Annotated in this window: 13 protein-coding genes; 1 reads left to right on the plus strand and 12 read right to left on the minus strand. The window is 75.3% G+C overall.

The annotated features are described in order from the left end of the window. Nucleotides 1-47: 47 nt before the first annotated feature. The 5 genes from ES689_RS05660 to ES689_RS05680 form a co-directional block, all read right to left on the minus strand. A complete protein-coding gene (locus ES689_RS05660) occupies nucleotides 48-1619 on the minus strand; it encodes a biotin carboxylase N-terminal domain-containing protein (protein ID WP_191330187.1) in 1572 nt (523 codons plus the stop codon). Beyond that, nucleotides 1616-3406: a 5-oxoprolinase subunit PxpB gene (gene pxpB / locus ES689_RS05665; RefSeq protein WP_146901240.1), complete on the minus strand. Its 1791-nt coding sequence runs from the start codon at nucleotides 3404-3406 to the stop codon at nucleotides 1616-1618. Before pxpB ends, ES689_RS05660 begins: the two co-directional genes overlap by 4 nt. Then, nucleotides 3403-4206, minus strand: a complete 804-nt coding sequence (locus ES689_RS05670; protein WP_146901243.1) for a LamB/YcsF family protein — start codon at nucleotides 4204-4206, stop codon at nucleotides 3403-3405. Before ES689_RS05670 ends, pxpB begins: the two co-directional genes overlap by 4 nt. 88 nt (nucleotides 4207-4294) lie before the next feature. Beyond that, complete coding sequence (locus ES689_RS05675) at nucleotides 4295-4726, minus strand: hypothetical protein (protein WP_146901246.1); 432 nt, start codon at nucleotides 4724-4726, stop codon at nucleotides 4295-4297. Nucleotides 4727-4878: 152 nt separating this feature from the next. Continuing rightward, complete coding sequence (locus ES689_RS05680; protein WP_146901249.1) at nucleotides 4879-5736, minus strand: LysR substrate-binding domain-containing protein; 858 nt, start codon at nucleotides 5734-5736, stop codon at nucleotides 4879-4881. A gap of 197 nt (nucleotides 5737-5933) precedes the next feature. Between ES689_RS05680 and ES689_RS05685 the strand changes: the two genes are divergently transcribed. Continuing rightward, nucleotides 5934-7292 (plus strand): MFS transporter, encoded by a 1359-nt coding sequence (locus ES689_RS05685; protein WP_146901252.1) that lies wholly within the window; start codon nucleotides 5934-5936, stop codon nucleotides 7290-7292. Here ES689_RS05685 and ES689_RS05690 read toward each other — a convergent pair. Genes ES689_RS05690 through pnuC form a run of 7 tightly spaced genes read right to left on the minus strand, consistent with a single transcriptional unit; the run spans nucleotide 7289 to nucleotide 15524 of the window. Next, nucleotides 7289-8680, minus strand: coding sequence for an AMP-binding protein (locus ES689_RS05690; protein ID WP_146901255.1), 1392 nt, complete (start codon nucleotides 8678-8680; stop codon nucleotides 7289-7291). The genes ES689_RS05685 and ES689_RS05690 overlap by 4 nt on opposite strands. Nucleotides 8681-8684: 4 nt before the next feature. After that, nucleotides 8685-9350 carry a phosphohydrolase gene (locus ES689_RS05695; protein ID WP_146901258.1) on the minus strand — a complete coding sequence of 222 codons (666 nt, stop codon included), beginning with the start codon at nucleotides 9348-9350 and terminating at the stop codon, nucleotides 8685-8687. Then, the gene (locus ES689_RS15540) at nucleotides 9340-11475 is read right to left on the minus strand and encodes a VWA domain-containing protein (RefSeq protein ID WP_223269403.1); all 2136 of its coding nucleotides are present in this window, start codon (nucleotides 11473-11475) and stop codon (nucleotides 9340-9342) included. The genes ES689_RS05695 and ES689_RS15540 overlap by 11 nt, the downstream gene beginning before the upstream one ends. Then, entirely contained in the window at nucleotides 11472-12218 is a 747-nt protein-coding gene (locus tag ES689_RS05710; protein ID WP_146901264.1) for a potassium transporter Kef, read from the minus strand. Before ES689_RS05710 ends, ES689_RS15540 begins: the two co-directional genes overlap by 4 nt. Continuing rightward, complete coding sequence (locus tag ES689_RS05715) at nucleotides 12215-13795, minus strand: MoxR family ATPase (RefSeq protein WP_146901267.1); 1581 nt, start codon at nucleotides 13793-13795, stop codon at nucleotides 12215-12217. Before ES689_RS05715 ends, ES689_RS05710 begins: the two co-directional genes overlap by 4 nt. A 9-nt stretch (nucleotides 13796-13804) precedes the next feature. Beyond that, entirely contained in the window at nucleotides 13805-14893 is a 1089-nt protein-coding gene (locus ES689_RS05720; protein ID WP_146901270.1) for an AAA family ATPase, read from the minus strand. A 1-nt stretch (nucleotide 14894) separates the two neighbouring features. After that, nucleotides 14895-15524, minus strand: coding sequence for a nicotinamide riboside transporter PnuC (pnuC, locus tag ES689_RS05725; RefSeq protein ID WP_146901273.1), 630 nt, complete (start codon nucleotides 15522-15524; stop codon nucleotides 14895-14897). Nucleotides 15525-15572 lie beyond the last annotated feature (48 nt).

Genomic DNA, 15572 nt, shown 5'->3' on the forward strand with positions numbered 1-15572 from the left:
AGGAGTAGGCGGCGAAGAGGGCGCGCGACTCTGGGCGCACTCTCAGCTTACGACGCCGAGGAGCCCCGGTCGGCCCGTCCGGCGACATCGGCCTCGACCGCCGCGGCGGCGATCCCGGCGACGAGCGCCTCGGCCCCGAGCGAGTCGGGAGCCCGGTCGTCGACGTCGGCGAGCGGCAGGACGAGAGGAACGCGGCGCCCGTCGACGACGACCCAGGTGCGGAGGGACTCCGGGCCGGCCGCCGCCTCCGGCGTGGCGCTCGCCAGCTCGTCGAGCCACTCGCACTCGGTCTCGATCCAGCGGGTGTGCACGGTGGGCTCGTGCTCGTCCACGAAGGCCGGGTCGTCGACGAGGAGGCGGTGGAAGCGCGCGGTGGTCGCGGGCCCCTCCACGACGAGGCCGTCGAGTGCGCGCCGTGCACGGCTCAGGGCCGCCCCGCGGTCGCGGCCCGTCACGACGACCGTGAGGAGGAGGGGGTCTCGACCAGCGGGGACGTCCGAGCCCGCGACCACGCCGGAGTCGATCCGCACGCCCGGCCCGCCAGGCACCTCGAGACGGCTCACGGGGGCAGGCGCGGGCAGGAATCCCCGACCGGCGTCCTCGGCCGTGACGCGGAACGAGATCGTGTGCCCCCGGCTCTCCGGCACGTCGACGAGGTCGAGCCCGAGTCCGCCCGCGACCAGCAGCTGCTGCCGCACGAGGTCGACGCCCGTGGCCTGCTCGGTGGCGACGTGCTCGAGCGGCAGCGCGGTGCCCACCTCGAGGAACGACACCTGGCCGGCCCTCGACACGAGGAACTCGACGGTGCCGGCGCCGCGGTACGAGACGGCCGAGCCGAGCGCGACGGAGGTGGAGGTGACGACCTCGAGCTGTTCGTCGGTCAGGTGCGGCGCCGGCGCCTCGCCGACGAGTTTCTGGTGCCGGCGCTGCACCGAGCACTCACGGGTGCCGACCACGACGATCCGCCCCTCGCCGTCGCCGAGCAGCTGGGCCTCGACGTGCCGCGGCCGATCGAGGTACTGCTCGACGAAGACCTCCCCACGGCCGAAGACGGCAGCCGACTCGCGCACGGCGGAGTCGAGCAGGTCGGCGACCTCGTCGAGTCGGCGCGCGACCCTGAGTCCGAGGCCGCCGCCTCCGTGGGCCGCCTTCAGCGCGATCGGCAGACCGTGCCGCTGGGCGAACGCGACGGCCTCGTCGGCGGAGCGGATCGGCTCCGAGGTGCCGACGACGAGCGGGGCCCCGACCGAGTCGGCGAGGGCGCGTGCCGAGACCTTGTCGCCCAGCAGCTCCATGGTCTCGGGGTCGGGGCCGACCCAGGTGAGGCCGGCGGCGAGCACGCGGCGCGCGAACTCGGCGCTCTCGCTGAGCGGCCCGCAGCCGGGGTGCACCGCGTCGGCGCCGCTGCGCTCCGCCACGTCCAGCAGCGCCGTCATGTCCCGGTACGCGTCGGTGCCGGGCAGCTCGTCGAGGGCCCAGGCCTCGTCCGCGGCGCGCACGTGCAGGGCGTCGACATCGTCCGGCGCGAACACCGCGACGGAGGGCAGGTCGAGGTCGGCGGCGGCGCGCGCGACGCGCACCGCCACCAGCCCGCGCTCGGCGATGAGCAGCTTCCTCACTGTTCGACCCCGCGCTCGCCCGCGGCGCGCTCGTCCACCCGCGCGTCGCGGCGCCCGCCTCGACGCCCCGCGCCGAGGTCGGGCCCGGGGACGACGCGGAACCGCACGCTCGCCCCGACGGGCACCTGGGCGGCACGGTCGAGCTGGTCGCCGACCACGCACGCGACGACGGGGTAGCCGCCGGTGACCGGGTGATCGGCCATGAACAGCACGGGCTGGCCGTCGGGCGGCACCTGCAGGGCGCCCGACACGGTCGCCTCGCTCGGCAGCTCGTGCTCGACGGCCCGCTCGAGGGGGTGCTCGCCCTCGAGGCGGAGCCCGATCCGGTTGGACTGCGCCGTGACCGTGAACCGCTGCCCCGTGAGGCGCTCGAGGGCCTCGGCGGTGAACCAGTCGTCCCGCGGGCCGAGCACGACGTCGAGCAGGGTGACCTCGTCCGGTGCCGAGACGGAGCGCTGTGCGTCGTGGGCCGAGGCCGCGACGCTCTCGGACCAGGCCCGGCCGACGCCGAGCTCGTCGCCGGCAGCGAGCCGGCCGGGGCCGATGCGCGCCAGGACGTCGCCCGACGCGCTGTCGAGCACGCTCTCGGCCTCCCAGCCGCCGCGGACGGCGAGGTACGAGTAGACGCCCCGAGGAGGCGCGCCCACGACGAGCACCTCGCCGTCGTCGAGTGCGAACGCGGCCCCCGGGACGGCGTGGCGGGCGCCGCGCGCCCCGTGCACGGTCAGCGGCACGGGCGCCCCGGCCACCGCGAGCACGAGGTCGCCGCGGGCGGTGGCCTCCAGGCCGCCGTAGGCGAGCTCGAGCGCCGCCGAGCCCGTCGCGGCGCCGACGAGGCGGTTGGCTTCGCGGAGAGCACGGTGGTCCATCGCGCCGGAGCGGGAGACGCCGAGCCCGGAGCGGCCGGGCCGCCCCAGGTCCTCGAGGATGCTGAAGGGGCCCGGCCTGGTCACGACGAGCGCGCGGTCGGGGCGGGGACGGGCGACGGGCACGTCCGCGGCGGGCCCGGGTACTGGCTCAGGCGCCGGCTCGGGAGCGGACGCAGCTGCGCGTGCAGGCCCTCGAAGCGCGGTGGATGCGGGCGCGGTGGTCCCTCGCTCGGCGCCCGTCGCCTCCTCGACTGCGGCCGCCCGGGCCGTGACGTCGACGAACCGGACGCGCATCCCCGGCTGCAGCAGGGCCGGGACGCGCTCGGCGAGGTCCCAGAGGGCGACGTCGGTGTGGCCGAGCAGCTGCCAGCCGCCGGGGCTCTCGCGCGGGTAGACCCCGGTGAACTCCCCCGCCATGGCGACCGCGCCGGCGGGCACCGAGGTGCGAGGCGTCGCGCGGCGCGGGACGGCGAGGGCCGGGTCGCCGCCGGTCAGGTAGGCGAAGCCGGGCGCGAAGCCCGTGAACGCCACGGTGTACGTGGCACCGGCGTGGCGGTCGACCACCTCGTGCGTGCTCAGGCCGCTCAGACGGGCGACCTCGGCCAGGTCCTCGCCGTCGTACCGGACGGGGATCTCGACGAGCCGCCCCTCGGTCGCCGCGTCCCGCGACGTCGGCAGCGACCGGAGGACGCTCATCAACGACGCGATCGGCAGGAGCGTGGGCAGGAACCGCACCGCGACGCTCCGCGCGGCAGGCACCACGTCGAGGATGCCCGCGACGGGCTGGGCGAGCAGGGCGCCGAAGAGGGCGAGCGACTCGTCCAGGCCGTCGGTCTCGATCAGCACTCCGTCGGTGCCGAGCGGCAGCACCCTGAGGTGCGCGAGCGCGGCGCCGAGGTCGACCTCGTGCCCGGTCACCGGGTGGCCGCCCCTGGGGCCTGCGGCACCGTGACGAACGGGCGGAGGCCGACGCCCGCCTCCTCGAGGGCGCTTCGCACCTGGGCGGCGATCGCGACGGCGTCGGGGCTGTCGCCGTGCACGCAGACCGTGTCGACGCACAGCTCGACGACTGCGCCGTCGACCGAGCGGACCGTCCCCGTCTCGACCAGCTGGAGGACGCGGTCGCGGACCTCGCTCGCGTCGTGCAGCACGGCCCCTGGTCGGCTGCGGGGCACGAGGGCACCGCTCGCGTCGTAGGCGCGGTCGGCGAAGGCCTCGGCGACGACGCGGAGTCCCTCCTGCTCGGCACGGCGGAGGAACGCGGAGCCGGCGAGGCCGACGACGGGCAGGGACGGGTCGACGCGGAGCACTGCCTCGACGACGGCTCCCGCGTGGACGGCTCCCCGGCCGTCGGCGTCGGCGACGACCGAGTAGAGGGCGCCGTGCGGCTTCACGTAGCGGACGGCCCCGCCGACCGCCCGGGAGAGCCCGGTCAACGAGCCGACCTGCCAGACGACGTCCGCGACGAGCTCGTCGTGCGAGGCCTCGACGTAGCGGCGGCCGAAGCCGACCAGGTCGCGGTACGAGACGTGCGCCCCGACGACGACCCCGCGACGGTGGGCCGCGTCGACGACGCGCAGCAGACCGGCCGGGTCGCCCGCGTGGAAACCGCAGGCGACGTTGGCGCTCGTGACGACGTCGAGCAGGGCGTCGTCGTCGCCGAGCGTCCAGCGGCCGAAGCCCTCGCCGAGGTCGGCGTTGAGGTCGATCGTGGTCATGCGGCGCCTCCCCTCGGCGGTGGTCGTGCGGTGCTCGGCTCGCGGGCCGATCGTCCACGGTACCGGTCCGGGGCGGGGAGGACGCCGGTCAGGAGGCGCGGCGCACGGCCAGCGCGCTCGCCACGAGCGGCACCTGGAGGGGCAGCCGGGCGACGGTCACGACCCTGCGGGCCGTCCCGGCGCGGCTGCTGCGGAGCGACCGGAGCGCCATCGAGACGTTCGCCGGGAAGACCGCGACGAAGAGCGCCGCCGCCAGGGCGCCGCCCGCCCGCCGCGTGGCGGTCGAGATCAGCGCGCCCGCGACGACGACCTCGGCGACGCCGGAGCTCGTCGTCCACAGGCGCGCCGGGCCGGGCATGCTGCGCGGCACCACCGCGTCGTAGGCGCTCGGGCGCACCAGGTGCAGCACGCCGGAGACGCCGCAGGCGGCTGCGAAGAGCAGCGCGGTGCGGCGGGCTGAGGCGCCGCGCGTGCGTCGGGCTGCGGCGGTGCGGGCGAGGCGGGTGCGTCGGGTGCTCATGCGGTCCATCCTGCTCGCCCGCGCCTCCTCGTCGGGTCTGCCCTGGCCGAAGGCGGGTATTCCGGGTCGAGGGCGGGTCCCGACCGACCCGCCCTCGACCCGGAATACCCGCCCTCGACGAGAGGGCGACGGGGTCGGAGGCGGCGCGGGCGTCAGACGGCGCGGCGGACGCCCCGGCTCATGATCGCCGAGGTGAGCGCCTCGACCGGCTCGCGCGGGGCGGCGGGGTTCGCGACGAGCACGTAGTCGACGTCGCCGAGGGCCGGCAGCGAGAAGCGGTCGCTGACCTTGACCAGGTCGGTGGGGATGAGCGAGAAGGGGAACACCGCGACGCCCATGCCCGCCCGCACGGCCGCGAGCACCCCGTTCACGTCGCGGGTGTTGCAGGTGATCCGCCAGGTGCGCCCGCTCGCCTCGAGGGCGCCGATCGCGAGCTGCCGGCTGAGGCTCGGCGCCTGGTAGGCGATCAGGGGCACCGGCCGGCCGGGCTCCACCTGCAGCTTCTCCTGGCCGATCCAGACCATCGTGTCGCCCGCGACCCGCCGGCCCTCGTCGGACTCGCCCGCCGTCTGCTTCACGAAGATCAGGTCGAGGTGGCCGGAGGCGAGACGTCGTCGCAGGGGACCGCTCTGGTTCACCGTCAGCTCGAGGTCGACGTCGGGGTGCAGCTGCCGGAAGTGACGCAGGATGCGCGGCAGCTGCGTGATCGCGAGGTCGTCCGCGGCTCCGAAGCGCAGGCGGCCGCGCATCGCCGACCCGCTGAACCAGCTCTCGGCCGCGGCGTGCGCGGCGAGGATGGTGCGGGCGAAGCCGGCCATCGCGTCGCCGTTGTCCGTGAGCCGCACGTCACGGGTGTCGCGGACCACGAGGGTGCGGCCGGCCGCCTTCTCGAGCCGGCCGACGTGCTGGCTCACCGTCGGCTGGCTGATGCCGAGACGGAGGCCCGCGGCCGTGAAGCTGCGGGTCTCGGCGACGGCCAGGAACGTCGTCAGCAGGGCAGGGTCGAACACGGCGAGCCTCCTCGTGGTGAATCAGAGCGTGCCATTCGAACAATGCATGACACTGATTCACACCATAGGGGGCCCGAATGACCCCTGCGGGCTTACCGTCGAGGGACGAGGAGGCGCGGCTCACCACCGCGAGGCCCCTCGGCTCCTCCCCCGGCGGCCGCGACCGCCCCGGGCCGCCCCCCAGCGCAGGAACAGTGATGTCCGCTCCGTCCACCGCCAGCACCCCGATCGTCGACCCCGCCGCCTCCTTCCCCGCCACCGCGCCGCTGCCCGTCGCGACGCAGCGCCCGCCGTGGCGGCACACCTTCATCGCGCTCAGCGTGCCGAACTTCCGGCTCTGGACGGTCGGCAACTTCGTCGCCATGACCGCCGGCTGGATGCAGCGAATCGCCCAGGACTGGCTCGTGCTCGAGCTGACCGGCAGCGCGACCGCCGTCGGGGTCACCGTCGCGATGCAGTTCGCGCCGATGCTCTTCTTCGGCCTGCTCGGCGGCGTGCTCGTCGACCGGTTCTCGAAGCGCGCGCTGATGGTGGTGACGCAGAGCGTCTTCGCGGTGCTGAGCATCGGGCTCGCCGTGCTGACCCTCACCGGCGTCGTCGAGGCCTGGCACGTCTTCGCCATCGCCTTCGCGACCGGTCTCGTGACCGTGATCGACAACCCGGCCCGCCAGGTGATCGTGAGCGAGCTCGTCGGCCAGCGCCACCTCCGGAACGCCATCAGCGTCAACTCGAGCGTGTTCCAGCTCGGCGGCATGATCGGCCCCGCTGTCAGCGGCGTGCTGCTGCTCGCGGTCGGCGCCGGGTGGGCCTTCGCCGTGAACGGCGTCGCCTGCCTGCTCGTGGTCGGCATGCTCGGCCTGCTCCGCACCTCCCAGATGACCCGCACCGCACCGGCTCCCCGGTCGCGCGGCCAGCTGCGCGAGGGCCTCGCGTACGCCCGGGCGAAGCCGACCATCCTCGTGCCGGTCGTGCTCGTCGCGTCCTACGCCGTGTTCGGCCTGACGATGCCCGTGCTGCTCGCGTCGTACGCCGACGAGGTCTTCGACGTGGGCGCCGGCGGCTACGGGCTCTTCAACTCGATGATCGCCGTGGGCGCCCTCACGGGCGCGCTGCTGTCGACCCGGCGGGCCACGATCCGGCTGCGCACCCTCGTCGTGGGCCTGCTCGTGACCGGCCTGCTGCAGGCGGGCGCCGGGGTCGTCGGCGGCGCCGCCGGCGTCGTGCCGTTCGCCCTGGTGCTCGTCTCGGTCGGGCTGGCGTCGCTGCTGTTCCTCACGTCGGCGAACCAGCTGGTGCAGCTGTCGAGCAACATCGGCATCCGCGGTCGGGTGATGTCGCTCTACGTGCTCATGCTGCTCGGCGGCCAGGCAGTCGGCGGTCCGCTGATGGGCGGGATCGTCGAGGTGCTCGGCACGCCGACGGCCATGGTGATCTCCGGCGGCGTGCCCGCGGTCGTCGCAGGCGTGACCGCCCTCGTGCTCGCCCGGCGCGGGCAGCTCACGCTGCAGATGCGAGTGCGGCGGCACCTGCCCGTCGTCGAGATCGCGGCGCGCTAGGCCGCCTCGGCCTCCGACACGTACCGGCGCGGCTTGCCCTCGCCGAGGTCGAGCAGTGCCGTCACCTGGCTGACGGCGACCTCCCGGCCGAGCAGCGCACCGAGGCGGGACGCGACGGTCTCGGGGTCGCCGCCCACGACGACCGCGCGCACCGCGCCTCCTCGTTCCTGGTGCACCGACCAGCCGTGGCAGCCCGCGGCCTGCAGGTGCTGCGTGAGGTCGACGCAGGGCACGACGGACCCGTCGGCGTGGGCGAAGACCGTCGGGTCCCGGCCCTCGAGGTCGGCGAGGGCCTGGCGACCGTCGACGTCGACGAGACGGGCGTGGTCGCCCGTGCGGTAGCGCACGAGGGGCAGCAGCGGGTTCTCGCCCGCCGTCACGACGATCTCGCCGCGCTCGCCCGGCCCGACGGGCTGCCCGGCCGGGTCGACGAGCTCGACGACGAGCCTCCGGTCGAGCACGACGTGCGGGCCGCCGTCGCTGCTGACGGCGATCGGCCGGGTCTCGTGCAGCCCGTAGACGTCGATCACGGGACAGCCGAAGGCGGTCTCGAGGTCGGCGCGAAGCGGCGCCGAGAGAGACGTCGCGCCCGAGAACAGGGCCAGGGGCGCCAGGTGACCGACCAGGGTCGGGTGCAGCAGCTCGGCCAGGCTGGTGGGGCTGCCGGAGAACACCTGCGGCCCCTGGTCGGCGAAGAAGCCGGAACGCCGGTCGAGGTCGCCCCACTGCGCGGGGTGCAGGTTCACCCTGGCCGTCGTCGACTGGCCGAAGCCGCTCAGCACCGACGCGTAGGTGAAGGCCTGGCGCTGGTGCACGACGTGGGCGAGCGCCATGCGCGACGGGTCGGGCCGCCAGTCGATCCCGAGGTCGCGCACCAGCGAGACGTACAGGTGGAAGGTGCGTGCCACCTCCTCGACGTGGTCGGGGATCAGCAGCGCCCGGCCGGTCGAGCCCGAGCTGCTGCCGTGGACCATCAGGTCGAGGTCGGCGTCGAGCGGCACGAAGGCGGCGACGTCGTCGACGAGGTCGTCACGCGTGACGAGCGGCCAGTCGTCGAGGCGGTCCCAGCCCGCGGCCCGTCGGCGGTAGGCAGGCAGTCGCCGGGCTGTGGCGAGGTGCTCGTCGAGCCACCCGTCGAGCGACAGCGGCGTCTGCGCGCGTTCGATCCCCGCGGCGGTGAGTCGATCGCCCGTCCGGTGCACCCAGGCCGGGGCCAGCGGGTGGTCGCGGAGGCGGTCGAGGCGCTGCCTGCCCTCGGGCGTGAGGGTCGGCCACCGCTCGGCGTCGGTGAGCGCGACGGAGGCGCCGGGCCGGTACTCGTCGAGGGCGAGGTGGTCGGGGGCGTCGGGATCCGGGGAGCCGGGATCGGGGGCGTCGGGGGCCGTCACGACGTCACTCGTGCCCCGGCCGGGCGGCCGCCTCGCGGGCCCGTGCCTCCCGGAGGCGCCGGAGCACCTCGACCCGGTGCCGCTGCTCCTCGAGCGCCTGGCCCAGCGACTGGTCGCGGCGCAGCGAGTCGCGGGACTCGAGCAGGGCGCGGGCCGTCGCGACGTCCTCGCCGGCGGGGAGCTGCCCGCTCCAGAACAGGAACGTCCGCGCCGCCTCGTCGCGCCGTTCGGCGTCGGCGAGCCACTCGCGCGGATCGACGACGGGGGCCAGCCGCCAGGCCATGGCCGCGAGCACGCGGGCGGCCGCCCAGGGCAGGAGGCGCGGGTCGGTCGGGCCCAGGTCGTCCTCGCTCGCCCAGGTCCACAGTGCCACGGCCGCCCCGCGTCGGGCCGCGTCGTGACGGTCGGCGTCGACGAGGGCCGCGACCTCGGCCGCCTGACGAGCCGGGGCGGAGAGCGGGGCGAGCGGATCGGGCACGAGCTCGTCGAGCACGTCGCCGACGAGAGCGCGCACGGACAATCCGGGCTCGAGGAAGCTCCGGGGCACGGCCGAGATCCGCCGGGCGACCTCGTCGATCGGCGGGCCGGGGGCGAGCCGCCGCCAGAGCTCTTCCTCGTCGTCGTCCCGCGCGAGCCAGCGGCCGAGCGGGGTCGTGTCGTCAGCAGCCACGGGTCTCCTCGGGTCGACGGGGCGGGTCGGCGAGGACGGCCGCGAGCTCCGCGCAGAGGCGGGGCGCGTCCTCGACGCCGGGCAGGACCCGCACGTCGTAGCCCGCCGCCTCGGCCTGCTCCGTCATCGCCGGCGACGCGCCGAGCACGACCAGCGTGGCGGTGTCGAGCACCCGGCGCACCCGGGGCGCGACCCCGGACAGCTTCGGCTGGCCCGCGCCGAACATCGAGGCCAGCCCGTCGTCGGACAGGACGACGAGGTGCCGGCGCACCGCGGGGTCGAGCCGGGTGCCCCGGTACCGGGAGGCGAGCAGGTCGAGCGGGAACGTGGTGCCGCCGCCGAAGAACGTGGTGAGGTCGCGGAGGGCCTCGACGCGGTCACGAGTGGGGCGGACTCCCCCGGCGACCTGTCCGGGGCTCGAGAACGAGGTGACGCGCACTCGTCCTCCCCCGCGCAGGACGGACAGCACGAGGATCGTCCCCGCCACGAGGGCGGCCGAGCCGCGCTCCGGCCCGGGCATCGAGCCTGACGAGTCGACCCACAGGTCGAGCTCGATCCCCTCCCGCCGGGGCGGCGGCGCGTCCGCCAGCGTGTCGCGTCGGCGGGTGGTCACGCCCGGCACGACGACTGGGGAGCGGGACAGGGTGGCGACCCAGTCGAGGTCGTCGACGTCGTCGCCGAGCTGCCACGACTCCAGGGCTCCGGGGATCGTGTCGTCGGGGTCGCTGCCGAGCAGGGCCGGCTGCGTCAACGGCCGGACCCAGCGCCGAGCCTCGGCGAGGTACCAGGCCGCGACCACACCGTCGGCGTCGGTGCTGCGCCAGAGCCGGAGGGTCTCTGCCAGTCCGTAGGCCTGGCCCTCGGCCAGGTCCCGCGGCGCCGCCACGGCCTCGACCTCGTCGCCCTCGTCGCCCTCGCCGCCCTCGCCGTCCGTCGGGTCCGCACCGTCGCCGCGGGCCGCCGCCGCCTTCTCGGCTGCTCGCCTCCCTGCGGCCACGCCGGGGTGCTCGGGGACGACCCGCAGGCGCGGGTCGCCGAGCACTGCCTCCAGCTCGGCGGCCGTCGGGACGCCCTCCGAGGAGGGACCGCCGCAGCCCTCCCCGGCAGACGGCCTGCTCGTCGGCCCTGCCCCCGGTGCCTGGTCGCCCTGACGTGTCCGGAGCACGGCGTAGGGAGCGAGGACCATGCCCGCGGGCAGGGCGCCCGACACGGGGTCGTCGGCGAAGCGACGCACCACGTCGGCGAGGAACTCGGCGTCGGGCCCCGGCGTCAGCATGCTGAGCTGCACGAGCTCGGCTCGCGCGATCACGGCGTCCTCCGCCGCCGCCTCGGCGAGTTCGTCGGCGGACGGCTCCGACGGCTCGGCAGGCTCCGACGGCTCGGCAGGCTCGGACGGCTCGGCAGGCTCGGACGACGGGCCGGGGGCGACGGCCCGCCGTGCGGCCGCCGCCGCACCGGCCGCGAGGTCGCCACGCTCCGCGTCGCCGAGCACATCGGGCGGCGAGACGTCGCAGAACGTGCCGGGCGGCAGCGACCACAGCAGCTCGTGGGTGCGGCAGTACACCCACCAGAGGGGTGACGAGTCGCCGCCCGGGCCGTTCAGCAGGCGCCACAGCGCGATCAGGTCCGGCTCGTCGGCTGTCCTGCCCGACCGCGCGGCCCGTCGCCGTTGCAGGCGCGCGACCCTCGCGTTGATCAGGAGGTCCTCCCAGAGGTTGGCCAGCTCGTGAGCCTCGGCCGGGTCGGACGGGCGCCGCCTGACCTCGCCGTGCCACGAGTCGAGCGCCGAGAGGGCCCTCGCCATCTGCTGGACGACCTTGAACCCGTCGAGGCGCGTGCTCGGCGCGACGACGTGGTGGCCGATCTCGTGGGCGAGGATCGACGAGAGGTGTCGCTCGGCCCCGATGCGCTCGACGAGCGCGAGGTCGACGGTGACCTCGCTGGGGAACTGGAACCAGGCGAAGCTCGACTCACCGGCGTCGGCGACGAACACAGGGTCGTGCAGGTCGACGCCCCAGAGCTCCAGCGCGTCGAGCCACGCGGCCCGCTGCCGAGGCGTCGGCGGCACGGCAGCCCCGGCGAGGGCCTGGCGCCCTGCTGGCGACCTCGTCCCCGGGGCGGTCACGACGCCTCCACCAGGAATGCCAGGCAGCTCGTCCATCGCAGGAGCACCGACGACCGCGCCTGGGCCACGGTGCCCCGCCGTCCTCCGCCGTCGGGGATCGCGAGGCCCGCCGGGACGTCGTCGGCGATCAGGACGAGGCTGTGGCCGAAGACGTCCGCGTCGAGCCGCCAGAGCTGGCTGCCCTCGGGCGGCCCGTCGACGCCCGGCTCAGGGGCCACCCAGAGGAGGTGGGCGCCGGCCTCGTCGAGCGGGGTCGTCCACTGCGGACGTGCCTGCCACGGCCCGCCCAGGCCACGGAACCCGCCCACGCGCGCTATGAGCCCGCCGGGCCGGCCGGGCGGCCACGCGAACGGGTCGGTGCGCTGCCCCTCGGCGAACGCGTCGAGGCGCGCCGCGTCGAGGCCGAGCGCGGCCGCGGCGGCCTCCGGCGAGGGCAGTTCGTCGTCGCCCCCACCGCCGAGCACCCGGTCCAGCCGCGCCAGAGCGTCCGCGCGCAGTCCGACGACCCCCGAGCGCCAGGCCGCGAGGGCCGAGAGGTCGCGGTGCCCCTGCTCGGGCCTGGACGACGACCGCTGCACGGCGAGCGCGGCCGTCAGCACGTGCCGCCAGCGAGTCGCGTCGCCGCCCCAGGCGACCGTGTTCCGTTCGGCACGCTCGGCGTCGAGGCCGGCGGCGAGACGAGGAGGCGCCGAGCCGTCGACGAGGACGCCGTCGTCCACGACGTGGCCCGCCCGGTGCGTCACGACCGGCCGCCCTCGAGCCAGGCGAGGTAGCCGGTGTACCGCTGGTGCACGTACTTGAGGGCGACGAGGTCGTCGTAGTGGCGACCGTAGAGCTTGCCGGCGCCGGCGATCGCGGTGATCAGCGCCTCCACGGCCGTCAGGCGGCGGGACGCCTCGACCCGGTCGACCCCGTCGAGCCCGCGTCCGAGCTGGGCGAGCAGCTCGGCCACCGGGTCGTCGCCGTCGCGGTCGAGGGCGGTGTACTGGCGGCAGCTCTGCTCGAACAGGTCGGCCAGCCAGCTCACGGCGTCGGCGGCGAGCTCGCGGTCGGTGCCCTCGTCGAAGCGGGGGTGCTGGGGATTCGGCAGCAGCTTGCCGCGCAGGGCGAAGGGCAGCACCGCCGCGACGTCGTCGAGGCCGACCTCGGCGCGGCCGCGGAAGAAGGCCATCGCCTTCGCGTAGCCGACCAGGGTCTGCAGGGCACGCACGGAGAGGCTGTTGACGGTCTGCGCCCCGAGGTCGACGGCGAGGTCGGCCCCCGTGTTCTCGTCGACGACGTCGGGGACGCGACCGCCCCCGGTCGTCACCGTGTCCTTCGTGCGGTACTCGAACCGACGGCCGCCGTGCTGCACGAACTCGAAGTGGCTGGAGAAGAACTCGATCCGGCGCCGTACCGAGGCGGGGATCGGCACGGCCCGCACCGCGGCGCGCAGCCGCGACTGCTCGTCGGGCGAGAGCACGAGCTCGGCGGGCACGTGGTCCTCCGGCTTCTCGCCGGCCTCGACCCGGGCGACCAGCTCGTCGAGGAACCGGCTGTTGAAGCCGAGCGCGGCCACGGTGACGTCCATCCGGTCGCGGAGCGCCTGGATGACGGGGAACGTGCCGCCGCCTCCGTCGTCGTTCGCGGTGAAGAACCAGCTCTCGACGCCCGACGGCGGCGTCGTCGAGCGCACCTGGTCGTGGCTCTCGACGTAGCTCTCGGCGACCATGGTGAGCAGGGCGGACTGCGTCTTGGTGGGGATGCGGTTGTACTCGTCGACGATCTTGACGGGCTCGGTGAGCCAGCCGCGCCAGGCGACGTTGACCTCGTCGAGGCTCGCCGCCTGCACGAGGTCGCGCGGCAGGGGCAGCCCGACGAGGTCGCTGACGGTCAGCTGCGGCTGGCCCTGCTGCACGTGCCTGCGCACGTCGGCGGGCGTCGAGCCGGCGAGCACGCCCATCAACACGGCGAGGGTCGTCTTGCCGCGGCCCGGCCCGCCGACGAGCAGGCACTTGCCGCCCACGGCGAGCGTGAGCAGGGGCAGCAGCACGTTCGACGAGTACGACTGCTCGGTCGGCAGGTCGAGCGTCGCGCCGGCGTCGCCGAGGGTGAAGGACACCGGGCTGCCCGACGAGAACTCGACGTCGTAGAACGGCGAGATGACCGCCTGGTTGACGAGCCAGTAGTAGGCGCGGCGCAGCTTCTCGTCGAGCGGCTCGGGCCCCGCGAGCGAGCCGTCCGGCTCGGCGAAGAGATCGTCCGCCGTCAGGTCGTGCGGCGGCCCCGGCGGGACCTGCCGGGTCGGCGACTGCGAAAGACGGTTCCAGCGATCCCCCATGTCGGCAGCCTAGCCGCGGCCCGACGCGTCGTGCAGCCGGTCGGCCTGCGCCTGCTGCTCGAGGGGCAGGGCGAAGCGGAGCGCCCCGGCCACGGCCTCCTCGACCAGGGGGACGGCAGCCGCGACGCGCTCGGCGACGCTGCCGCGCACCTCCGTCCAGGGCACCGGCTGCGCCGTCAGGACGTCGCGGAAGCGCTGCTGCATGTCGTGCCTCAGGTGCTCGCCGTCGCGCATCCCGTCGTCGACGAAGGGGATCTCGTCACCCGAGAGCAGGTAGAGCACGGGCCGGTGCTGCGCGGCCCTCGCCCACAGCGCCTCGGGCGCAGGGCCGACGTAGCGCTCGTGCCAGACCGCCGTCGCCAGCACGTCCGTGTCGCAGACGAGCAGGGGACGGGGCACGCGGCGGCGCGCGGCGTCCTCCCACCCGATCTGTCGGTCGACGATCAGCTCGAACTCGTCGCTCCGCCAGGGCGCGTCGAGCCCGCCGTCGCGGACCTCGCTGTGCAGTCGTCCGTACTCGGGCACCCAGTCGGTGCCGAGGGCCCTGGCCAGGGCCTCAGCCAGGGTCGTCGACCCGGTCGACTCGGCGCCGAGCACGACGACGCGCGGCGTCAGCCAGGCGCGGACGGACGGCGCGAGCGCCCACCAGAGCGCCGCCGGGTCGGCCCGGACCGCCGTGCCCGAGACCGGGTGCAGCATGCGTCCCGCGTCGACCTGCACCCAGGAGGCGCCGAGCCGGTCGGCGAGCTCGCTCCCGTACCCGTCGCTCGAGAACACGGCGTCGACGGGCCGGTCGAGCAGGCCCTCGATGACCACCATGTGCTCGGCCCACGCCGCGTCCGACCCGAAGTCGACCGGCGCGTCGTCCACGGCGGCGACGACGCGGGCGGTCGGGTGCTCCTCGCGGAGCCAGTCGGCCCGCACCTCGAGCGGGATGGACTCGACGGTGGCGCCGAGCACCTGGACGGTCACGCGGCGACACTGCTGCAGGGCTGTCCGGACCAGGTGCTGGTGGCCGACGTGCAGGGGATAGAACTTGCCGAGGACGAGACCGTGCTCGAAGCGCGGCCCGGGCGCCGAGGAGGCGGTGCCGGCCACGTCAGGGCGCCGCGGGGGCAGGCTGCGCGACCCGCGCCTCCTGCGGGTCGACGGCCTGCTGGAGGCGGCGGGCACGACGCCAGCCGACGAAGCCCGTCACGCAGAGGGCGATGAACAGCAGGTAGAGGGCGCCCGTGATCCAGAGGCCCTTGACCAGGTACAGGCCGATGTAGGCGACGTCGACGGCGATCCAGACGAACCAGTTCTCGATCCAGCGCCGGTTGAGCATGTACTGCGCCACGAGGCTGACGGTCGTCGTCGAGGCGTCGGCGACCTGCGTGGTCGAGTCGGTGAACGACGTCAGCACCCAGGTGAGCAGCAAGGTGCCCGCGACCGCCGCGACGAGGAGGGGCAGCCAGGCTCGGCGGGGCGTGCGCACGACGAGCGCCCGGTGGTCGTCGGCCCGGTGCCGGGCCCAGCCGATCCAGCCCGTGACGCCGAGCACGAAGTAGACGACCTGCAGGCCCGCGTCGGCGTAGAGCGCGTTCTCGACGAAGAGCACGACGAACACGACGTTGTTCGCGATGCCGATCGGGAACGTCCAGATGTTCCGCCTCGCCGCCAGCAGCACGCAGAGGGCGCCGGTGACGAAGCCGAGCACCTCGCTCCAGTTCTCGATCAACCAGCCCATGGAGGTCGATCCTAGGGGCCGCCGAGAGGCCGGGCAGACCGATCGGTC

The organism is Frigoribacterium sp. ACAM 257 (genome assembly GCF_007954365.1).
Lineage (GTDB): Bacteria > Actinomycetota > Actinomycetes > Actinomycetales > Microbacteriaceae > Frigoribacterium.